We start from the raw sequence: 20469 nt of genomic DNA, 5'->3' as shown, positions 1-20469 counted from the left end.
ACAAAGTCACTGGTGCGGGCCTGACATCCGTCATGGGGCAGGGGTGATGCATGCGCTGCGAAACTGTCGGCCCGAGCGGGCAGGCTCAGGGGCATGGCAATCACATCGCAGATCCGCCCGGCGGACTCGGCCGATTCAGCGGCTGGGCAGGTCACGCCGGCGGTCCGGCTGACCGGGTTGACGAAGAAATACAAGGCGGTCACCGCGGTCGACGCGCTCGACCTCACCCTCGAACCCGGCCAGGTCGTCGCTCTGCTGGGGCCGAACGGCGCCGGCAAGTCCACCACCGTGGACATGATGCTCGGACTGACCCGTCCGACCAGCGGCCAGATCGCGCTGTTCGGCCAGTCCGTGCGGCAAGCCGCCGACGCCGGCATGGTCGGCGCGATGTTGCAGAACAGCCAGCTGCCGGACGACGTGACGGTCGCCGAGTTGGTCAACCTCTATGCGGGGCTGCATCGCAAGCCGCTCCCACTGGACCTGGTGCTGGACCGCGCCGGCATCGCTGACCTGGCCAAACGTCGTACGGCCAAGCTGTCTGGCGGGCAGAAGCAGCGGGTCCGGTTCGCGCTCGCCATCGTCGCCGACCCGCGGCTGTTGTTGGTGCTGGACGAGCCGACCGCGGCGATGGACGTGCAGAGCCGCCGCGACTTCTGGGCCGCGATGCGCCGGCTGACCGGCGGTGGCCGGACGATCATCTTCGCCACCCACTACCTGGAAGAGGCTGACGAGTTCGCCGACCGGATCGTGCTGCTGCGAGCCGGGAAGGTGGTCGCCGACGGCAGTGGGGCGCAGATCAAGTCGGCGGTCTCCGGCCGGCAGGTGGCGGCCACCGTGCCGGGCGCGACATTGCAGTCGCTGGCCGGCTTGCCCGGGGTCGAGGAGGCCACTCTCGTCGGCGACCGGGCGACGATGCGCTGCTCGGACTCCGACGCGGCGATTCGGGCGCTGCTGCCGCCGGCCTACCCGCAGGCCACCGACATCGAGATTCGCAGCCTGGGCCTGGAAGAGGCGTTCCTGGCTCTCACCACGGAGGAAGCGAAATGAACGCGCGCTACACCATGCTGGAAATCCGCCGGATCCTGCGGCAACCAAGGTTCTTCCTGTTCGGCGTCGGGATCCCGGCGGTGATGTTCACCCTGCTGGCCAGCCTGTACGGGTCAGCCAACATGGGCGGCATCGCGGCGGTGAAAAGCACGATGGCGAGCATGGCCGCCTTCGGTGCGATGACCGCGGCGATCAACGTTGGCGGCCGGGTCGCCAACGAGCGCGCCACCGGGTGGAACCGGCTGCTTCGCCTGACGCCGCTGAAACCGTATGCGTATGTGGCGACAAAACTGCTGGTCGCGCTCATGATCGCGTTGCCAGCGATCCTGGTGGTGTATGGGCTGGGTGCCTTCGTCTTCGGCGTGCACCTGCCGCTGACGGTCTGGCTGCAGAGCAGCATCGGGCTCTGGCTCGGCACCATCCCGTTCGGGGTGCTCGGCCTGTTCGTCGGCTACCTGGCCACCGCGGACACCTCGGCGATGATCTCCAGCGCGGTCTTCCTCTGCCTGAGCATGTTCGGCGGCCTCTGGTTCCCAGTGCAGTACATGCCGTCTTTCATGGCCGTTATCGCGAAGCTGACCCCGTCGTACTGGCTGGGTGAGCTGGCTCGGGACCCGCTGGCTGCGGCTGGCGTCAACCTGCAGGCGGTCGGCACCATGCTGGTGTGGACCGTGGTGATCGGCGTGTTCGCGATGTGGGCGTACAGGCGGGATACTTCTCGGGCATGACTGCCACCACGGTCGACAAGGACCCCGGCGACCGCGACCAGCGGCCAGCCGGGCCTTCCGGCTGCGAGCCGGCGAGCATTCCGGTCGTCACCGGCCGCGACCGGCCCGGTTGGTGGCCGGTACGCGCGAAGCCGGGTGGCGGCTTGGGCAACGGCCGGTTCGGCTGGGTCTACGGCGCCATCTGGCAGCATACCTGGCGATCCCGATGTTCTTCCTCTGGTTCCGGCCAAACGGACCGTGGAAGTGGATCGGCATCGTCGCGCTGACCCTGTTCGCGGTGGTCTACACCGCGACTTTCGCGTTGAACCGGCGCTGGCGGAACCGCAAACCGTTTATCAAGGGGGAGCGCTGGCTTTCGCTGCTGGTGCTGGCCGGGCTGGCCGCCCTGGTGGTGCCGGGCGGTGAGGTCGCCGGGCTCTACACCTACCTTTATGTGGCGGTCGCCGGCGTGGCGATGCTGTCCACCATCGAGGCGGTCATCGTCGCGGTCATCTGCATCGGCAGCGCCTCGCTGGTCGGCTATCTGAACCATTGGGACGGCTGGGAGTTTCTGGCGCTCACCTCGTTGTCGGCCACTTTCGGCATGTGGGGAGTCGGCAAGATCATCCAGCAGTCGATCGCGCTCCGGCAGGCCAACGAGCAGATCCGCGACCTCGCCATCGCCGACGAGCGCGCCCGGGTGGCCCGCGACCTGCATGACGTCCTTGGCCACTCGCTGACGGTCATCTCGGTCAAGGCCGAGCTGGCCAGCCGGCTCGCCGAGATCGACCCGCGACGTGCCGGCGCCGAGATCGCCGATGTGCACCAGCTCGCCCGGGACGCGCTGGCCGAGGTGCGTACGACCGTGGCCGGCTTCCGGGAAGGCTCGCTGGCCGGGGAGCTGGCCGGCGCCCGGGCGGCGCTGACCGCGGCCGGCATCGAGCCCGACCTGCCGTCCAGCGCCGACCAGGTGACCGGCGCCCGCCGCCAGTTGTTCGGGTGGGCGCTGCGCGAGGGGGGGGTCACCAACGTCGTCCGGCACAGCGGGGCGAGACTTTGCCGGGTGACCCTGACGAGCAAGAGCATCGAGATCGCCGACGACGGCGCGCGGGCCGGTGACCACCGACGGCTCGCTGGCCGGCGGCCATGGGTTGGTGGGGCTGGGGGGAGCGAGTGGCCGCGGCCGACGCCGAGCTCACCATCGGCCGTTCGCCGGAGGGCGGTTTTCTGTTGCGGGTCACCACCTCATGACCACGATCAAGGTCCTGCTGGCCGACGACCAGCAGCTCGTACGGGGAGCGTTGGCCGCGCTGCTGGCACTGGAGCCGGACATCGACGTGGTCGCCGAGGTCGGCCGCGGCGACGAGGTGGTCGCGGCGGCCCGCGAACACCGGCCGGACGTGGCGCTGCTGGACGTGGAGATGCCCGGCATGGACGGCATCGCGGCCAGCAAGGCACTGCGGGCCGCGGTGCCGTCTTGCCGAGTGCTGATCGTGACGACCTTCGGCCGCCCCGGCTACCTGCGCCGCGCGATGGAGTCCGGCGCGAGCGGCTTCGTGGTGAAGGACACGCCCGCTCGCGAGCTGGCCGATGCGGTCCGCCGGGTGCGCAATGGCCTCCGGGTCGTCGACCCGTCGCTGGCCGCCGAGAGCCTCGCCACCGGCCAGAGCCCGCTCACCGCCCGCGAGGCGGATGTCCTCAAGGCCGCCCGCGCGAGGCGGCGGCACCGTCGCGGATTTGGCGTACCAACTGGGCCTCAGCGAGGGCACGGTCCGCAACCACCTGTCGTCCGCGATCGGCAAGACCGGCGCCCGTACGCGCGCCGAAGCCGTCCGCCTCGCCGAGGAGAACGGCTGGCTGCTGGGCGCCGGCGCTTAGAGCCGGCCGCCCGCTTCCTGTTTCCTATACTCGGCGGTGACCGGTATGCGGACTGGAGAAGGAGAAAAACGCCGTGCAGTTGCTTCGCCTGGGCGAACCCGGGGCCGAGCGTCCCGCCGTGCGCTCTGACGGCACCACGTACGACCTGACCAGCGTCACGCCGGACATCACCGGTGACTTCCTGGCCGCCGACGGCATCGCGTCGGTACGGGACGCGCTCGCCGACGGCCGGCTGGACATCATCGACAACCCGGACGCGCTGCGGACCGGGGCGCCGATCGCGAAGCCGTCCGCGGTGCTGTGCATTGGGCAGAACTACGCGGCGCACGCGGCCGATCCGGCGCGCCCAGCCGCCGAAGCAGCCGATCCTGTTTTTCAAGCACCCCAACACCGTCGTCGGCCCGAAGGACCAGGTGCTGCTGCCGCGCGGATCATCCAAAGTGGACTGGGAGGTGGAGCTGGGAGTGGTGATCGGCAAGCGTGCTCGCTACTTGTCGTCGCCCGACCAGGCCCTGGACCATGTGGCTGGCTATGTGCTGAGCAACGACGTTTCCGAGCGGTCCTTCCAGATCGAGCAGTCCGGCGGGCAGTGGTCCAAGGGCAAGTGCTGCGAGACCTTCAACCCGCTGGGGCCGTATTTGTTGACGGCGGACGAGCTCGTCGACCCGCAGAAACTTGGGCTGCGGTCCTGGGTGAACGGCGAGCTGCGGCAGGACTCCTCCACCGCGGACATGATCTTCTCGGTCGCGCACCTGGTCTACGACCTCTCGCAGTATTTGGTGCTGGAGCCCGGTGACCTGCTCAACACCGGGACGCCGGAAGGCGTCGCACTGTCCCGGGCGGTTCCCGTTCCTGGCCGCCGGCGACGTGATGGAGGTTGAGATCGACGGCCTCGGCCGGCAGCGTCAGGAACTCGTCGCGAGCTGAGTCTGTCAAGGCCCGGAACCAATCTGTCGATTCCGGGCCTTGGCTGTTGATCACCGCCTTTCGCTGCTGTACGAGCAGAGGCATGTGGGTGAACAAGCTGCGAGTCATCGTGTTGGTCGGCGCGTTACTGGCCGCTGGGTTGGTCGCCGGGGTCGCACCCGGCCCGGCGGCCGCCGCCGACCGGCGGTCCGCCACAGCACTGCCTTACCCGAACCGGGACGCGTACCGGATCAAGTCCCTGCAACCGGATTTCTGGCCGAACAAACAGGAAATCGCCGGCAACAACACCGGTGGCGTGGCGATGAACCTGATCTGGGCCACCTGGCAGGCGACCCAGACAGCGGCCCCCTGCGGCAGCGGCCAGCAGGAGTACGACGGGCAGTGCTTCACCGTGCCGGCCGACACCGACGCGGCGATCCAGCAGTGGACCGCGCTTGGCCTGGTCGTCACGGGTGTCCTCTACGGGACACCGGCGTGGGCCCGGCAGGGCAAGGTGTGCTCGCCGGTGGCGGCCGGCTTCGACATCTTCTGTACGCCGAACAACGCGGCCGACTTCGGGCGGTTCGCCGGGATGTTGGCGCAGCGGTACGACGGTCAGCACGGGCACGGCCGGGTAGCGGACTTCGTGCTGGACAACGAGGTCAACACCAACGCGTGGTTCGACATCGGCTGCGGCCAGGGCGTCGCGTGCGACCAGACGCAGTGGCTGAACGAGATCGCCAACAACTACAACGCCGGCTACGACAAAATCACCCTCGAGCAGTCGACGGCGAAGGTGCTGGTGTCGTTGGACCAACAGTTCGGCTCCCAACTGGACGCCCCCGCGTCGTACGACGGCACCCTCTCCGGCGAGACCGTCATCCGCGGCCTGGCGGCCCGGGCTGGCGACCGGCAGTGGCGGGTCGCCATCCACCCGTACGCGCATCCGTTGAGCAGCACGGTCTTCGGACCGGACGACTTCCCGTACGTCACCTATGGCGATGTCGGAGTGGTCGAGGGTTGGCTGCGGGCCACCTTCCCGGACCGTCCGACCAGCTGGGATGTTGAGCTGACCGAGAGTGGGGTGAACTCGACGCCGTCGACCCTGCAGCAGCAGGCGACGGCGATTTGTACGGGCTTTCGGAACATCCTCGGCACGCCCGGAATCAGCAACTACGTCTACCACCGGATGACCGACCAGCCCAACGAGGGCGTCTCGCTCGGCCTGCACAACAGCGACGGCAGCGCGAAGCCGTCGTGGGCGGTGTGGGCGCTGGCGAACCGCAACGATCTGAACCCGCCGCAGCTGTCCTGCGGCTTCGAGCAGCTGCCCTACACCAAGCTGGTCCGCGGCTACAACGCCAGCCGCGGCCACTGGGCGTCCACCCGGCAGCTGCCCAGCGGCTTCGGCGCGCGAGCAGAGCTGGCACTTGTTCCGCGACCAGCAGCCCGGCTCGATCCTGCTGTACGAGTGCATGGTCGGCGCGCCAGGTCAGGGCCACAACCTGCTGAGCCAGGACTCGAACTGCGAGAACCTGCAGCCGCTCGGGCCGGTGGGCTACGCGTACACCTCGCAAGTCAGCGGCAGCGTTCCGCTCTATCGCTGCTATGTCCCCGGCAATGGTGACCACTTCGTCTCCGGTGACGCGCACTGTGAGGGGCAGCGCACCGAGTCATTGCTCGGGTACGTGATGCCGTAGATATCCTGGGCGTATGACGATCGCGGCAGGGGTAGGCGTACGGCCGTTGCGGCTGGGGCCGATCCAGGCGTGGCCGCCGGTGGTGCTGGCGCCGATGGCGGGCATCACCAACCCGCCGTTTCGGCGGCTCTGTCGCGAGCACGGCGCCGGCCTGTACGTGTGCGAGATGATCACCACGCGAGCGCTGGTCGAGCGCAACGAGAAGACCCTGAAGATGGTCCGGTTCGACCCGGACGAGCGGCCCCGTTCGGTCCAGCTCTACGGCGTCGACCCTGGGGTGGTGGCGCGGCCGTACGGATGATCGTCGACGAGGACCTCGCCGACCACATCGACCTGAATTTCGGCTGCCCGGTACCAAAGGTCACCCGGCGCGGTGGGCGGGTCGGCGCTGCCGTGGCGGTGGCGGCTGTTCGAGCGGATCGTCACCACCGCGGTCCGCGAGGCCGGTCCGGACATCCCGGTCACCGTGAAGATGCGCAAGGGCATCGACCCCGACCACCTCACGTTCGTACGAGCCGGCCGGATCGCCCAGGAGGCCGGCGTGGCCGCGGTCGCGCTGCATGGGCGTACGGCAGCGGACATGTATTCGGGCACCGCGGACTGGTCCGCGATCGGCGAGCTGGCGGCCGCGCTGGACGTGCCGGTGCTGGGTAACGGCGACATCTGGGAAGCCGACGACGCCTTGCGGATGGTCGAGCAGACCGGTTGCGCGGGCGTGGTCGTCGGCCGCGGCTGCCTCGGCCGGCCCTGGCTGTTCGCCGACCTCGCGGCCGCCTTCGACGGCCGGTCCGAGCGGGCCCTGCCGGGCCTGCGCGCGGTCGCTGGGGTGATGCGCCGGCACGCCGAGCTGTTGTCCGAGCACCTCGGCGAGCAGCGCGGGGTGACCGACTTCCGCAAGCACGTTTCCTGGTATTTGAAGGGATTCCGGGTCGGTGGCGACACTCGCCGGGCGCTCGGGATGGCCGCCGGGCTGGCCGAGCTGGACGACCTGCTCGGCACTCTCGACCTCGACCAGCCGTATCCACGTTCGGAGCTCGGGGTGCCCCGCGGGCGCAGCACCGGCATCCGCAAGGTGAGCCTGCCGGACGGCTGGTTGGCCTCCGCCGACTGCGCGGACGCGCCCTTCGGCGCCGAGCTCGACACCTCGGGAGGCTGACCGTGCGCCCGATTGACCTTGATTTGATCGTCGAGCTGTACGAGAAGTATGCGGAGCCGCTCGCGGACGCCCGGAACGCGCAGCGTGAGCTGCTGGCGAGGTTCCGCGGCCCGATCAAGGCGCAACTGGACGACATCGAGGCGGAAATCACGTACTTGCTCGTACGGGACACCCGCCCGGAGACGGTCGTCGAGATCGGCGCGCTGCACGGCTGGTCGGCCAGTTGGATCCTGCGGGCGCTGGTCGACAACGGGACCGGGCACCTGTTCTCGTACGACCTGATCGACAGCTCCGAGCGGACCGTGCCGGCCGAGTTGGCGGCGGGGCGGCGGACGTTCCTCCACGGCGATGTCAAGGACCGCTGGCGGGAGCTGGAGTCCTCGCCCGACTACGTCTTCATCGACGCGGCTCACAGTGGGCGCTTCGCCCGCTGGTATCTGGAGCACCTGTTCCCCGGGCTGCGCAGCGGCGTCCGGGTCAGCGTGCACGACGTGTTCCACTTTCGCCGGCCGGTGCCGCTGAGCGAGGGCGCGGTGCTGATGCGCCACCTCGGTCGCCACGGCATGCCGTATTTCACCGCCGCTCCGGCCCGGGCCCGGCAGACGTACCAGCGGCTGCTGGAGCTACGCCGGGACCTGAAGCTGGATCAACCGGTGCGTAAGAGCACGGACAACCCGATGGTCTACTTCACCCTTGGGTAGTGGTGATATCAAACTCTGCTTTATCGGTCCCGTACGGCTGAATCGGTGTGGCTGCTCACAGCTGAGCTGCGGCGGGGGCCGCTGATAACTAACCTCATGGCACACCCCCATGTGTGGCCCGGTGTGTTGGAGGCACCCCTTCGACGCGGCCGGGCCGTTGCCGTTGACGGTGAGGAGCAAGGTCCGTGACCAAATATGTTTACGCGTTCGCCGAGGGAAACAAGGACCAGAAGGACCTGCTCGGTGGCAAAGGCGCGAACCTCGCCGAGATGACGAACCTGGGACTGCCGGTGCCGCCCGGATTCACCATCACTACCCGCGCCTGCCAGGCCTTTCTGGAGACTGGCGCGAATCCGCCGGAGCTCGCCGGTCAGGTCGGCGAACACCTGGCAGCGCTGGAAAAGACGATGGGTAAGACGCTCGGCGACGCGGCCGATCCACTGCTGGTGTCGGTACGTTCCGGGGCCAAGTTCTCGATGCCGGGAATGATGGAAACTGTTCTGAACGTCGGTCTAAACGACGAATCCGTGCACGGCTTGGCAAACCAGTCCGGCGATGAACGGTTCGCGCAGGACTCGTACCGGCGACTTCTGCAGATGTTTGGCAAAACCGTCCTGGACATTGACGGCGAGCACTTCGAGTCCGCCATCGACGCGGCCAAAAAGGCCAAAGGCGCCAAGAACGACATCGACCTGGACGCGGACGATCTGCGGGATCTGGTCAAGACCTTCAAAAAGATCATCGTCGACGAGACCGGCCAGGACTTCCCGCAGGATCCGCGTGCGCAGATGGACCTCGCCACCCAGGCGGTTTTCGAGTCGTGGAACGCACCGCGGGCGATTCTCTACCGCCGGCAGGAACGCATTCCGTCGGACCTCGGCACGGCCGTGAACATCGTTGCGATGGTGTTCGGCAACCTAGGCCCGGACTCTGGCACGGGTGTCGCTTTCACCCGCGACCCGGCGACCGGCAGGACCGGAATTTACGGCGACTACCTGCAGAACGCGCAGGGCGAGGACGTGGTCGCCGGGGTCCGCAACACGGTCGCGCTGGCCGAGCTGGAAAACATCGACAAGAAGTCGTTCGACCAACTGCTGGGCATCATGTCCACATTGGAGCACCACTACCTCGACCTGTGTGACATCGAGTTCACCATTGAGCGCGGGAACCTGTGGATGCTGCAGACGCGGGTGGGCAAGCGTACCGCCGCGGCCGCTTTCCGGATCGCGGTGGCGCTGGTCGAGGAGGGTTTGATCGACCAGGACGAAGCGCTCCGGCGGGTCACCGGCGATCAGTTGGCGAACTTGATGTTCCCGCGGTTTGGCTCCACCGCGGACGCGAAGAAGCTGACCAAGGGCATGAATGCCTCGCCCGGCGCGGCCGTCGGCAAGGTCGTCTTCGACTCCGCGACCGCTGTTCGCGAGGCGGCGGCCGGGGAGAAGGTGATTCTGGTTCGCCGGGAGACCAACCCCGACGACCTGAACGGCATGATCGCGGCGGTCGGGGTGTTGACCAGCCGGGGGGGCGGGAAAACCTCGCACGCTGCCGTGGTTGCCCGCGGAATGGGCAAAACCTGCGTGTGTGGCGCGGAAGAACTGGAAGTCGACCAGAAGAGCCGCACGATCACCGCGGCCGACGGCACTGTCGTGTCCGAAGGCGACCTGATTTCCATCGACGGCTCGACTGGCGACGTCTTCCTTGGCGAGGTGCCGGTCACCGACTCGCCGGTCGTTGAGTATTTCGAGGGAACCCTTGAACCAGGCGAAAACGACGACCTCGTGCAGGCCGTCGACCGGCTGATCAAACACGCCGACTCGGTCCGCCGGCTGGGCGTGCGTACGAACGCGGACAACGGCGAGGACTCCGCGCGGGCCCGCCGGTTCGGCGCCGAGGGCATCGGGCTGTGCCGTACCGAGCACATGTTCCTGGGGGAGCGCCGGCACCAGGTGGAGCGGCTGATTCTGGCCGAGGGCAAGGAAGAACGCGACGCGGCGCTGGCCGCGTTGCTGCCGCTGCAACGCGGCGACTTCATCGAGATCTTCGAGGCGATGGACGGCAAGGAGGTGACCGTACGGCTGCTGGACCCGCCGCTACACGAGTTCCTGCCGGACCTGACCGATCTTTCGGTCCGGGTCGCGGTCGCCCAAGAGCGTGGCGAGGCCACCGAGGAAGATCACCGGTTGCTGGACGCGGTCCGCCGGCTGCACGAACAGAACCCGATGCTGGGGCTTCGGGGCGTACGGCTGGGCATTGTCATCCCCGGCCTTTTCGCCATGCAGGTCAGGGCTATCGCGGAGGCCGCGGCGCAGCGGAAGAAGGCCGGCGGCGACCCGCGAGCGGAGATCATGATCCCGCTGGTCGGGGCCGTACAGGAGCTGGAGCTGGAGCTGGTACGGGACGAGACCGAGCGCGTGCTGGCCGAGGTCGGCGCGGCCACTGGCGTCGAGTTGCACATGCTGATCGGCACCATGATCGAGTTGCCGCGGGCCGCGCTGACCGCCGGCCAGATCGCCGTGGCCGCCGACTTCTTCTCCTTCGGCACCAACGACCTGACCCAGATGGTGTGGGGATTTTCCCGCGACGACGTGGAAGCCGCGTTCTTCTCCCGCTATCTCGACCGAGGCATTTTCGGTGTCTCGCCGTTCGAGTCGCTCGATGTCGAGGGCGTCGGACGGATGATCCGGATCGCGTCCGAGGAAGGCCGCGGCACCCGGCCGGACCTCAAACTGGGCGTCTGCGGCGAGCATGGCGGAGACCCGGCCTCGGTGCACTTCTTCCACCAGGTGGGCCTGGACTACGTGTCCTGCTCGCCGTTCCGGGTGCCGGTGGCCCGGCTGGAGGCTGGCCGCGCCGCTATTTTGTGACAGGCTTGGCGATGTGCCCGGATATGACGACCCACGCGGAGCAGCGGTGGGTGGTGGAGTCGCCGACCAGCGACCGTACGGCGTATCAGCGCGACCGCGCGCGGGTCCTGCACAGCGCCGGTTTTCGCCGGCTGGCGGCCAAAACGCAGGTCGTCACGGCCGGCGTCGACGACTTCCCGCGGACCCGGCTGACGCATTCGTTGGAGGTCGCCCAGATCGCCCGCGAGCTGGGCGCCGCGCTCGGCTGTGACCCGGACATCGTCGACACCGCCGGGCTCGCGCACGACCTCGGCCACCCGCCGTTCGGGCACAACGGCGAGGACGCGCTGGCCGCGGTCGCCGGCGGGTGCGGTGGTTTCGAGGGCAATGCGCAGACTTTGCGCGTCCTGACCCGGCTGGAGGCGAAGGTCGTCGAGCCGGACGGTCGCAGCGTCGGCCTCAACCTGACCCGGGCGAGCCTCGACGCGACCTGCAAATATCCGTGGCCGCGGACCGACGGGCAGCGGAAATTCGGTTATTACGCCGACGACAGCGCGGGTTTCCAGTGGTTGCGCGAAGGCGTACCGGATCGGGCCCGTTGCCTGGAAGCCCAGGTGATGGACTGGGCGGACGACGTGGCGTATTCCGTCCACGACGTGGAAGACGGCGTGCACGCCGGCCATATCAAACTGTCCACATTGGATGATCGGGACGAGCGGGCGGAGTTGTGCAAGCTGGCCGCCCGGATGTATTCCGACGAGTCAGCCGGCGAGCTTTCGCAGGTGTTGGACGACATCCGGGGCCATTCGGTGATCACCGCGGTGGCCCGTTACGACGGTGGGCACCGGTCGCAGGTCGCGCTGAAAGCGCTGACCAGCGCGCTGACCGGCCGGTTCAGCGAGGCGGCGCTGGAGGCGACCCAGGCCGCCCACGGCCCCGGCCCGCTCCGCCGCTATGCCGCCGACCTGATCGTGCCGCGCCGGGCCCGGGCCGAATGTGCGCTGTTGAAGGCGATCGCCTGGCGCTGGGTGATGCAGCGGCGAGATGCCCAGTGGGCGTACGCCCGGCAGCGCGAACTCGTCACCGGTGTCGTGACGGCCCTGACCGTACGAGCCCCGGACGCCCTCGACCCGGTCTTTCGTCCGTTGTGGACGCAGGCCCCGAACGACGCGGCCCGGCTGCGCGTCATCATCGACCAGGTCGCCAGCCTCACCGACGCCTCCATCCAACGCTGGGCCAACCGGCTCGGCGCCCGCTGAACGCGCGCTTATCTCGCGCGCGCGTCTACTTACGTAATGAAAACCCGCCCCCCGCCCCCCACCCTTCTGAAAGGGCGGGGGCTCAAAATGTCACCCGGGTACGACAGTTTCGCGCCGCACCCCCTGGAGAACCGCGGCCACGACCGCGACCGCGGCGAGAGTAAGGACGGTGACTGGGACGCTGCCGGAGGTGGCTGTGTAGACGGCGCCGGTGAGGGCCACGCCGGCGGAGGTGCCGAGACCTCGGGTCAGGTTGAGGACGCCGCTGGTCATGCCGGGTTGGCCCGGCGGCGCGAGGGCCATGATGCCGGCGTTGTTGGCGGGGGTGAACGCGCCGATGCCGATGCCGACGACCCCCAGAGCCGCGGCGGTCAACCACGCGCCGGATGCCAGCGATAAGAAGACCAGCCCCAGCGCGGACAGAAGCATGCCGGCAGTGGTCAGGGCACGGCCGCCGACGCGTACGACCAGGGAGCCGGCGACGGGTGCGGTGATCGCGATCAGAGCCGGCAGGGCGGTCAAGACCAGTCCCGTGTTGGCGCCGTGGTAGCTGAACGGGATGACGAAAAGTACGCCAAAGAGCACCAGATAGGAACCAAGTCCGGCCAGTAATCCTGGCAGTGCGGGCAAAAAGTCGAGCCAGCGAATCGCGCTGCGGCAGAGACCGCGGCTGCGGGGCAGGAATACCAGTCCCAGCGCGATGCCGAGAGCGCCGACCGGCACGTTCAGCAGGAAAATCGCCTGCCAGCCCCAGTGCGCGACCACCAGCGCGCCGACTGCCGGACCCAGCGTCAACCCGACGGCCTGGGCGGCGCCCTGAATGCCGATGCCGCGGCCGAGCTGATGGCGGGGCAGGCTGGTGGCGATCAGGGCGACGCTGTTGGCCTGCAGCATGGCCGCGCCAATTCCCTGTACGACACGGAAAAGCACCAGCATCTCCAGCGAGCCGGAGAGGCCGGCGCCGAGCGAGGCCAGCGCGAAGAGCCCGAACCCGTACACGTAGAAGAGCTTGCGTCCATATCGGTCGGCGAGCCGCCCGACGGCGATGATGGTGGCGATCAGCGTCAGCAGATACGCGAGTGACACCCACTCGACCGCGCCGACTGAGACGCCGAGGTCGGCTTGGATGCGGGGGAGTGCGACCGTCGCGATGCTGGCGTCGAGCTGCCCCATGAAGGCGCCGATGGTGACCGCCGCGACGGCGAGCCACGGCGCGTACGAACGATCGCGGACGATCGCCGGTCGTGCCGGTTCCACCAAGAGTCGACTCAGCACGTACCCAATTATATCGGAGACCGAGATAATCGGGATCCGAGGCATTGTGCCGTCCACCACACCGCGAGGGCCGGCTGGATAAGCTCTGCCGATGAGCGGGGACAGCGGTGACGAGGTCGCGGCGCTGACGGACGTGGTCGCCCGGCTGCGGCGGGCGCTGCGGGCCAGCATCCGGACCGACTACCCGGCCGAGTCACTGCCGATCGCGCAGGTCGAGCTGCTGCAGGCGCTCGGTGACGTGCCGTCCGAGCGGATCGGCGACCTGGCCGCGCAGCTCCGGTTGGCCGCGAACACGGTGAGTGGTCTCGCCAGCCAGCTGATCGAGGCCGGCCTGGTGGACCGGCAGGCGGACCCGGCCGATCGCCGGGCCGGCCGGTTGACGCTGACCGCCGCCGGCCGGCAGAAGCTGACCGACTGGCAGCAGGCACACGAGCGCCGGATCGGCAGTGCGCTCGGCACTCTCTCGACCGCGGACCGGGACGCGATCACCGCCGCCGTGCCGGCTTTGGCCCGACTGGTCGCCACCCTGACTCCGGCGACTGTCCGTCGGTCGGCGCCGGACTAGACTCTCGGCCGTGGCAGGCCGCATCCGGGACACCGACGTCGCGCTCGTACGCGAGCGGTCGCCCATCGCCGACGTGGTGTCCGGTCGAGTGACCCTGCGATCGGCCGGCGGCGGCAGCCTCAAGGGACTTTGCCCTTTCCACGACGAGAAATCACCTTCTTTCACGGTCAGTCCAGCGCGCGGCTTCTACCACTGCTTCGGCTGTGGTGTCGGCGGGGACGTCTTCACCTTCGTGATGGAGTCGGAGATGCTCGGCTTCTCCGAGGCGGTGGAGTGGCTCGCGTCCCGCGCCGGCGTCGCGGTGACGTACGAGCAGACCGCCGGCGGCGGCCCGGTGCAACCCAAGCGGTCCGGCCAGCGGCAGCGGCTGGTCGAGGTGAACGTGGCCGCGCTGGAGTTCTACAACGAGCAGTTGGGCACCGCCGGCGCCCGTCCGGCCCGGCAGTTCCTGGCCGAGCGCGGCTTCGACCAGACCGTCGCCGCGGACTTCGGCTGCGGGTTCGCGCCGAGCGAGTGGGACGCGCTGACCAAGCACCTGCGCGGCCGCAAGTTCACCGAGGACGAGCTGGTCACCGCCGGCCTCGCGAAACAGTCCCGGCGCGGCACCCTGATCGACCGGTTCCGCGGCCGGCTGCTGTGGCCGATCCGGGAGGTGTCCGGTGACGTGGTCGGCTTCGGCGCGCGCCGGCTGCTGGAAGACGACGACGGCCCGAAATACCTGAACACCCCGGAGACCCCGATCTACAAGAAGGGGGCGCTGCTGTACGGGTTGGACCGGGCCAAGCGGGAGATCGCCAAGCGGCACCGCGCGGTGGTGGTCGAGGGCTACACCGACGTGATGGCCTGTCACGTGGCAGGCGTGCCGACCGCGGTGGCGACCTGCGGCACGGCCTTTGGCAACGAGCACATTTCGGTGCTGCGCCGGCTGTTGATGGATCAGGACGAGTTCCGCGGCGAGGTGGTCTTCACCTTCGACGGCGACGAGGCCGGCATGAAGGCGGCCCGCCGCGCCTTCGAGGACGACCAGCGGTTCGTCGCGCAGACGTTCATCGCGATCAGCCCGGACGGGATGGACCCATGCGAGCTCCGGCTGGCGAACGGCGACCTGGCCGTACGGGACCTGATCGAGCGTCGCGCCCCGCTGGTCCGGTTCGTCCTGCAGTCCACCATGGACAGATATGACCTGGACACCGTCGAGGGCAGAGTCGCCGCGATGCGGGCCTGCGCGCCGCACGTCGCCCGGCTGAAGGACCGCGCCCAGCGACCGGAATACGCGCGATGGCTGGCCGGCCGGCTCGGCATGGAGATCGAGCCGGTCAACCGGGCCGTCGCCGAGGCCGCCAACACCGCCCCCAAGGGCCAGCGCCGGCCCGGCCCCGCGGCCGTGGAGGCCGCGCCCGAGGTGCCCCGGCAGCAGCGCCCGCAGGCCGATGACCAGGCACTTGGCGTCGAACGCGAGGCACTCAAGCTCGCGGTGCAGACCCCCGTGCTGGCCGGCCCGATGTTCGACGCGATCGAGGCAGCCGCGTACACGCATCCCGTCTATATCTGCATCCGCGAGGCGCTGGAGGCCGTCGGTGGCGTGGTCACAGGCACCGCCGGGCCGGAGTGGGTGCAGCGCATCCAGGAGGCGTGCGACGACCTGGTCACCCAGAGCGTGGTCGCCGAGCTGGCGGTGGAGCCGGCCCACAGCTCGACCGAGCCCGACCCGAGATACGCGGGCATCGTGCTCGCCCGTCTGCAGGAACTCGCCGTTGTGCGGCAGATCATGCCGCTGAAGTCGCGGCTGCAGCGGCTGAACCCGGTGGAGAACCCGGACGAGTCGGCCCGGTTGGCTGGCGAGCTGTTCGCGCTGGAACAGCATCGGCGCGGCCTGCGTGAGCAGGCGATAGGCGGTTTGTAGAACAAGATGGGCATCTTCGACCGGTTGCGGGCCCGCCGCATCCCCGCGCAGGCGCAGACCCTGGTCGACCCGCATGAGCGGGTGGTCGCCTGGGGGCGTACGGAGGAAGGCACGCTGGTCGTGGCCACCACGCAGGGTCTGTGGCCACCGGCCGAGCCGCGCCGCCGGCTCGGCTGGCACGAGATCCACAAGGCCGGTTGGGCCGAGGGCGTGCTGACCGTTATCCCGTCCGACGAGATCGACCCGGGGGTGGTCGCGGACGGCCCGCCGCTGCACATCCGGCTGACCGACCCCGGCGACCTGCCGCCGGAAGTGCGCACCCGAGTCACCCGCAGCGTCGCGTACTCAGCCCACCACCAGCTGGCAACCGGCGGTGTCTGGGTGGTCGGCCGCCGGGTGCCCATGGTCGACGGCCTGGCCTGGGCGGCCCGCTACGACGCGGGCACGGATTATAAGGACCCGGCCGTACGAGCGCAGGTCGCGGATCTGATCGACGCTGCCGCTCGATCGGCCGCTCCACCCCAACCCTGACGCTTACGCCGGGCCGGCGCCGTTCACGTGCCCGCTCGGGGCGTTGCTGAAGACAGCGGCGAAGCGCTCGCCGACCGGAGTCTGTGCGAGCCGGTCAGCGACGATGTCGCGAGCGCCGACGACCGCATTGGTGGCCTGCGCCTGGACGATGCCGGCGGTCTCCTGGACCGTCGGATTCTCCCTGACCGCCCGAGCCAGCCGGCGAATCTGGTCGTACCGCTCCCGGCCGGCTCGGGTCCCCAGCACATACCCGACGGCGAGTCCGGCGACGAACGCGACCTTGGTCATGGTGCTCATGGGTCATCCCTCCTAGCAACCGGGCTACCTACCGTGCACCTCCATCCTGCCCCGGACCACCCTGTCGGGGCGACCCACTGCCTGGTGTAGTCTTTCAATCGCGCGAGACGGAAACGTCAGCGTCGGTCCCCGGTAGCTCAATTGGCAGAGCATTCGGCTGTTAACCGAAGGGTTACTGGTTCGAGTCCAGTCCGGGGAGCAAGTTGCGAGGTCAGGGGCCAAAACCCCTGGCCAGCACCACATCTTCCCGCGCCTGACTTCGAGGTCGTACGTGGACAATGTCCAGATCGACGAGGATGTGGTGCGCTCCCTGCTGAAAGAGCAGCATCCAGATCTTGCGGGCCTGCCTGTCGTCGAGGTGGTGGGCGGCTGGGGGGCAATCAGCAGTGGCGCCTCGGCGACGACCTGGTCGTACGGATGCCGCGCACCGGCAATGCCCCGGATCTTCTCCTCAGGGAACGCCAGTGGCTGCCCGTCCTGGCCCCGCGGCTACCGCTGCCCGTCCCGATCCCGGTGCGGATCGGTGAACCGTCCGTGCGGTTTCCATGGCCCTGGACGGTGATGATGTGGGTTCCTGGCGAGCCCCTGGACCGCGCCTCGATCAGCCGTGCCGACCACGCCGCCGACACTCTGGCGAGCTTCCTGAGGGCGCTCCACGTCGAGGCACCCGCCGAAGCGCCGGACAGTACGGACCGCGGCGCTCACCCCAAGAACTGCACGGGCGGCTTTGAGAATTTCATGCGAGCTGTTGACCTCGGCGACATTGCCGGCAAGGCGCGGGCTGTCTGGGACGATGCCGCCGCGGCTCCCGAATGGGAGGGCCCGCGGTTGTGGCTGCACGGCGACCTCCACCCCGCGAACGTCGTCGTCTCGGATGGGACGCTCGCGGGCGTGATCGATTTCGGTGACCTGTTCGCCGGCGATCCGGCGTGGGACCTCGCGGCCGCGTGGTTGCTGCTTCCGGCGGGCGCGGCTTCACGGTTCTTCGACGCGTACGCGCGTGCCGACGAGGCGACAATCCGGCGCGCTCGCGGGTTGGCCGCGATGAAGAGCCTTTTTCTCATGCTCATGGGCCAAAACGGAGATCGCGGCCTTCCTGGCGGCAAGCCGAACTGGGGACCCGTGGGCCGAGCGGCGCTCGATCGTGTGCTGGCATTCGAGGGCCACTAGTAAGCAAAAGCCGGTTGACGGCGGCGCTGGCAGGTCATTGGGTGTGACCATGCGCATTGAGCCGGTGGATGAGCGAACGCTGCATGACTGGCGTGAGGTCCACAACGTGATCATTCCCAACGCGGCGCTGTCGGTCGAGGAGGTTCGGGAGCGGATCGGCCAGAACCACCTGACGGTGGCGTATGTCGACGACACGCTGGTGGGCTGCGCGACCGTACGGCCGCCAGCGGGCCCGGACAGGACGGCCACCGTGATCGTCCGGGTGCTGGCCGCGCACCGCCGGCGCGGGTACGGGCAGCGGTTTTACGAGTCGGAGCTGGCGCGGGCGTACGAGCTGGGTGCGGGCGCCATCGAGACGGTGGTGCTGGTGACCAATGTGGACGGTGTGCGGTTCGCCCCCAGTCCCGTGCTTTCGTGGAGGTGGACCGCTATTTCCCGGAGGACGGCAGTGCCGCGTTCCTGACGATGCGCCTGGACGGAGGGGATCGCAAGTGATCGTCACGTTGACGCCGACGCCGAGCAGCATCGACCGTACGGTGACGCTCGACCGGCTGGTGCCGGGCGCGGTCAACCGGACCAGCACCGCGCGGGTCGAGGCCAGCGGGAAGGGCGTCAACGTCACCCGGTGCTGGTCGCCCGCTCGTACGAGTCGGTGGCGATCGTGCCGGCCGGCGGCCCGGAGGGCACGCAGCTGGTGGACCTGTTGAAGGCCGACGGCATCGTCACGTACGCGATCCCGACCGCCCGGCCGGTGCGGGTGAACCTCTCGGTCGTGCTGCCCGGCGGCGAAACCACCAAGCTCAACGAGCCCGGTGCCGAGCTGACCGCCGGTGAGCGGGCGTCGTTGGTGAGTACGGCCCGCGAGGTTTGCGAGGGCGCCGGCTGGCTGGTCGTCTCCGGGTCGCTGCCGGCCGCCGCGGACGGGCTCGTCGAGGCGGCCATCGCCGCTGGTCACGCGGCTGGGACGAGGGTTGCCGTGGACACTTCCGGACCCGCGCTGCGGGCCGCGATCGACGCCGGCGCGGGACCTGATCGCGCCCAATGCGCAGGAGCTGGCCGAGGTGAGCGGTCGGGACGTACGCTCGCCAGTCGACGCGGTTGCCGCCGCCCGGTCCCTTGCGCCGACGGCATTTGTGCTGGTCAGCATGGGTGCGCAGGGTGCCGTGCTGGTCAGCCCGGCCGGCTGGTGGCAGGCCGTGCCGCCGACGATCGAGGTCGTCAACACCGTCGGCGCCGGCGACTCGCTGCTGGCCGGGTTCCTGGCGGTCGAGGGTCCGGAGCCGGAGCGGTTGGCCCGTGCGGTCGCCTGGGGGACGTCCGCGTGCCTGGTGGCCGGCACCGCCCAGGTGCCGGACCGGCCGGTGCCGCCGGAAGCGGTCACCGTCACGGCGCACTCGGGCGCGACCAGCGTCGACTGATTTGATTGGGTAGTGCAGTAGGTCTTACGCGCCAGAGGGAGTGATCAGATGAGAGCCGCGGTCATCCACGAGCCGGGCAAGGTCTCGGTCGAGACTGTGCCGGATCCGACCCAGGGCCGCGTGACGTCGTCGTCGGCGTCGCGGCCTGCGGGATCTGCGGCACCGACCTGCACATCGCGGACGGGGAGTTCGCACCGTCGCTGCCGATCATCATCCCCGGTCACGAGTTCGCCGGTGAGGTGGTTGAGATCGGGTCGGACGTGACCGAGGTCCGGGTCGGCGACAAGGTCGCGGTGGACCCATCGCTGTTCTGCGGCGAGTGCCATTTCTGCAAGCTGGGCCGCGGAAACCTGTGCGACAACTGGGCCGCCATCGGCGTCTCCAAGGCCGGCGGCGCGGCCGAGTTCGCGCTCGCACCAGTGAAAAACCTGTCCGTACTGCCCGAGGGTGTACGACTGGAAGACGCCGCCCTGATCGAGCCGCTGTCGTGTGTCGTGCGGGGCTTCGACGTCCTGTCCGCGCGGGTCGGCCAGCACATCCTGATCTACGGCGCCGGCACGATGGGGCTGCTGAACTTGCAGATGGCCGTACGCACCGGGGCCGCGTCGGTGTCCGTCGTGGACACCAACGCCGGCCGACTGGCCACCGCGACCAAGCTCGGCGCCACCGCGGTGGCCACCAGCGCGGCCGAGCTGGATCGGCCGCTGGGCTGGGAAATCGTGATCGACTGCACCGGGGTGGTGGCGGCGATCGAGGACGGTTTCAGCCGTACCCGCAAGGGCGGCACCTTCCTGCAGTTCGGGGTGTCCAATGAGGACGCGGTGGCCAAGTTCTCGCCTTTCCGCATCTACAACCAGGAAATCACCATCGTCGGGTCGATGGCGGTGCTGCACAGCTATCCGCGGGCGGCCGAGCTTTTCGCGGCCGGGTTCGTCGACGCGGACACCATCATCACCGACCGGCTGCCGCTGGAACAGTATCCGGCCGCCCTCGACGCCTTCCGCGGTGGGAAAGGGCTCAAAACGCAGGTGCTGCCTCGTGGCTGACGTCCTTGCCGTCGGTGACGAGTTCATCCCGCCGCCGAGTTCAGGGACGCACTGGTCAGGCGGAACT

The 20469-nt window shown here is 69.1% G+C and carries 18 protein-coding genes, 1 tRNA gene and 4 pseudogenes; 19 read left to right on the top strand and 4 right to left on the bottom strand.

Going from position 1 to position 20469, the window contains the following annotated elements; all coding sequences use genetic code 11:
• Window positions 1–93: 93 nt before the first annotated feature.
• The 5 genes and pseudogenes from GNX96_RS39575 to GNX96_RS39560 all read left to right on the top strand — a co-directional run bounded on the left by GNX96_RS39575 (window position 94) and on the right by GNX96_RS39560 (window position 3632).
• The gene (locus GNX96_RS39575; protein WP_163572800.1) at window positions 94–1047 is read left to right on the top strand and encodes an ABC transporter ATP-binding protein; all 954 of its coding nucleotides are present in this window, start codon (window positions 94–96) and stop codon (window positions 1045–1047) included.
• On the top strand, window positions 1044–1775 hold the full coding sequence (locus tag GNX96_RS39570; protein ID WP_163572799.1) for an ABC transporter permease: 732 nt from the start codon (window positions 1044–1046) through the stop codon (window positions 1773–1775). Before GNX96_RS39575 ends, GNX96_RS39570 begins: the two co-directional genes overlap by 4 nt.
• Window positions 1772–2041 (top strand): hypothetical protein, encoded by a 270-nt coding sequence (locus GNX96_RS58770; RefSeq protein WP_279582700.1) that lies wholly within the window; start codon window positions 1772–1774, stop codon window positions 2039–2041. The genes GNX96_RS39570 and GNX96_RS58770 overlap by 4 nt, the downstream gene beginning before the upstream one ends.
• Window positions 1981–2631, top strand: a pseudogene (locus tag GNX96_RS61785) (sensor histidine kinase); the annotation flags it as partial. The gene GNX96_RS58770 and the pseudogene GNX96_RS61785, both read left to right, overlap by 61 nt.
• A 370-nt stretch (window positions 2632–3001) precedes the next feature.
• Window positions 3002–3632, top strand: a pseudogene (locus tag GNX96_RS39560) (response regulator).
• Window positions 3633–3656: 24 nt separating this feature from the next.
• On the opposite strand, the gene GNX96_RS58760 reads toward GNX96_RS39560, so the two are convergent.
• Entirely contained in the window at window positions 3657–3938 is a 282-nt protein-coding gene (locus tag GNX96_RS58760) for a hypothetical protein (RefSeq protein ID WP_279582699.1), read from the bottom strand.
• Between GNX96_RS58760 and GNX96_RS39555 the strand changes: the two genes are divergently transcribed.
• From GNX96_RS39555 to GNX96_RS39530, 6 genes and pseudogenes are all read left to right on the top strand, one after another.
• Window positions 3938–4513 (top strand): fumarylacetoacetate hydrolase family protein, encoded by a 576-nt coding sequence (locus GNX96_RS39555; RefSeq protein WP_279582698.1) that lies wholly within the window; start codon window positions 3938–3940, stop codon window positions 4511–4513. The two genes, GNX96_RS58760 and GNX96_RS39555, sit on opposite strands and share 1 nt — an antisense overlap.
• 134 nt (window positions 4514–4647) lie before the next feature.
• On the top strand, window positions 4648–6165 hold the full coding sequence (locus tag GNX96_RS39550) for a DUF5722 domain-containing protein (RefSeq protein WP_279582697.1): 1518 nt from the start codon (window positions 4648–4650) through the stop codon (window positions 6163–6165).
• Between the two features lie 86 nt (window positions 6166–6251).
• Window positions 6252–7394, top strand: a pseudogene (gene dusB / locus GNX96_RS39545) (tRNA dihydrouridine synthase DusB).
• A gap of 2 nt (window positions 7395–7396) precedes the next feature.
• Window positions 7397–8095 (top strand): class I SAM-dependent methyltransferase, encoded by a 699-nt coding sequence (locus GNX96_RS39540; RefSeq protein WP_163572798.1) that lies wholly within the window; start codon window positions 7397–7399, stop codon window positions 8093–8095.
• A gap of 185 nt (window positions 8096–8280) precedes the next feature.
• Complete coding sequence (gene ppdK, locus GNX96_RS39535; protein WP_163572797.1) at window positions 8281–10959, top strand: pyruvate, phosphate dikinase; 2679 nt, start codon at window positions 8281–8283, stop codon at window positions 10957–10959.
• Between the two features lie 23 nt (window positions 10960–10982).
• Window positions 10983–12197: a deoxyguanosinetriphosphate triphosphohydrolase gene (locus GNX96_RS39530; protein ID WP_163572796.1), complete on the top strand. Its 1215-nt coding sequence runs from the start codon at window positions 10983–10985 to the stop codon at window positions 12195–12197.
• A 90-nt stretch (window positions 12198–12287) separates the two neighbouring features.
• Here GNX96_RS39530 and GNX96_RS39525 read toward each other — a convergent pair whose 3' ends face one another.
• Window positions 12288–13472 (bottom strand): MFS transporter, encoded by a 1185-nt coding sequence (locus tag GNX96_RS39525; protein ID WP_279582696.1) that lies wholly within the window; start codon window positions 13470–13472, stop codon window positions 12288–12290.
• A 91-nt stretch (window positions 13473–13563) separates the two neighbouring features.
• On the opposite strand from GNX96_RS39525, the gene GNX96_RS39520 reads away from it, so the two are divergent.
• The 3 genes from GNX96_RS39520 to GNX96_RS39510 are packed head-to-tail and all read left to right on the top strand — an operon-like array spanning window position 13564 to window position 16471.
• Window positions 13564–14037, top strand: a complete 474-nt coding sequence (locus GNX96_RS39520) for a MarR family winged helix-turn-helix transcriptional regulator (protein WP_163572794.1) — start codon at window positions 13564–13566, stop codon at window positions 14035–14037.
• Window positions 14038–14047: 10 nt separating this feature from the next.
• The gene (gene dnaG, locus GNX96_RS39515; protein WP_163572793.1) at window positions 14048–15940 is read left to right on the top strand and encodes a DNA primase; all 1893 of its coding nucleotides are present in this window, start codon (window positions 14048–14050) and stop codon (window positions 15938–15940) included.
• Between the two features lie 6 nt (window positions 15941–15946).
• Entirely contained in the window at window positions 15947–16471 is a 525-nt protein-coding gene (locus tag GNX96_RS39510; protein WP_163572792.1) for a hypothetical protein, read from the top strand.
• Between the two features lie 3 nt (window positions 16472–16474).
• Here GNX96_RS39510 and GNX96_RS39505 read toward each other — a convergent pair whose 3' ends face one another.
• A complete protein-coding gene (locus tag GNX96_RS39505) occupies window positions 16475–16768 on the bottom strand; it encodes a hypothetical protein (RefSeq protein WP_163572791.1) in 294 nt (97 codons plus the stop codon).
• A 126-nt stretch (window positions 16769–16894) separates the two neighbouring features.
• On the opposite strand from GNX96_RS39505, the gene GNX96_RS39500 reads away from it, so the two are divergent.
• The 3 genes and pseudogenes from GNX96_RS39500 (at window position 16895) to GNX96_RS39490 (ending at window position 18401) form a co-directional block, all read left to right on the top strand.
• Window positions 16895–16967 (top strand) — tRNA-Asn (locus GNX96_RS39500).
• A gap of 239 nt (window positions 16968–17206) precedes the next feature.
• Window positions 17207–17938: pseudogene (locus GNX96_RS39495) on the top strand (phosphotransferase); the annotation flags it as partial.
• A gap of 64 nt (window positions 17939–18002) precedes the next feature.
• Entirely contained in the window at window positions 18003–18401 is a 399-nt protein-coding gene (locus GNX96_RS39490; RefSeq protein ID WP_279582694.1) for a GNAT family N-acetyltransferase, read from the top strand.
• A 155-nt stretch (window positions 18402–18556) separates the two neighbouring features.
• Here GNX96_RS39490 and GNX96_RS39485 read toward each other — a convergent pair whose 3' ends face one another.
• Window positions 18557–18880 carry a hypothetical protein gene (locus GNX96_RS39485; protein WP_163572790.1) on the bottom strand — a complete coding sequence of 108 codons (324 nt, stop codon included), beginning with the start codon at window positions 18878–18880 and terminating at the stop codon, window positions 18557–18559.
• A 29-nt stretch (window positions 18881–18909) separates the two neighbouring features.
• Here GNX96_RS39485 and GNX96_RS39480 point away from each other — a divergent pair, with 29 nt between their 5' ends.
• Window positions 18910–19356 (top strand): PfkB family carbohydrate kinase, encoded by a 447-nt coding sequence (locus GNX96_RS39480; RefSeq protein ID WP_163572789.1) that lies wholly within the window; start codon window positions 18910–18912, stop codon window positions 19354–19356.
• Window positions 19357–19508: 152 nt separating this feature from the next.
• Window positions 19509–20402, top strand: a complete 894-nt coding sequence (locus tag GNX96_RS39475) for a zinc-dependent alcohol dehydrogenase family protein (RefSeq protein WP_313885906.1) — start codon at window positions 19509–19511, stop codon at window positions 20400–20402.
• The last annotated feature ends 67 nt before the right edge of the window (window positions 20403–20469 follow it).

The sequence above is a fragment of the Fodinicola feengrottensis genome (assembly GCF_010993775.1).
GTDB lineage: Bacteria > Actinomycetota > Actinomycetes > Mycobacteriales > HKI-0501 > Fodinicola > Fodinicola feengrottensis.
Note: the sequence above shows the minus strand (reverse complement) of the source record. Positions and strands in the feature narration are given on the sequence as shown.

Coding starts and splice junctions, on each gene's coding strand:
- GNX96_RS39575 (WP_163572800.1), top strand. CDS start 94: ATGGCAATCACATCGCAGATCCGCCCGGCGGACTCGGCCGATTCAGCG.
- GNX96_RS39570 (WP_163572799.1), top strand. CDS start 1,044: ATGAACGCGCGCTACACCATGCTGGAAATCCGCCGGATCCTGCGGCAA.
- GNX96_RS58770 (WP_279582700.1), top strand. CDS start 1,772: ATGACTGCCACCACGGTCGACAAGGACCCCGGCGACCGCGACCAGCGG.
- GNX96_RS58760 (WP_279582699.1), bottom strand. CDS start 3,938: ATGCACAGCACCGCGGACGGCTTCGCGATCGGCGCCCCGGTCCGCAGC.
- GNX96_RS39530 (WP_163572796.1), top strand. CDS start 10,983: ATGACGACCCACGCGGAGCAGCGGTGGGTGGTGGAGTCGCCGACCAGC.
- GNX96_RS39520 (WP_163572794.1), top strand. CDS start 13,564: ATGAGCGGGGACAGCGGTGACGAGGTCGCGGCGCTGACGGACGTGGTC.
- GNX96_RS39510 (WP_163572792.1), top strand. CDS start 15,947: ATGGGCATCTTCGACCGGTTGCGGGCCCGCCGCATCCCCGCGCAGGCG.
- GNX96_RS39505 (WP_163572791.1), bottom strand. CDS start 16,768: ATGAGCACCATGACCAAGGTCGCGTTCGTCGCCGGACTCGCCGTCGGG.
- GNX96_RS39485 (WP_163572790.1), bottom strand. CDS start 18,880: ATGGCCGCCTCGACGAGCCCGTCCGCGGCGGCCGGCAGCGACCCGGAG.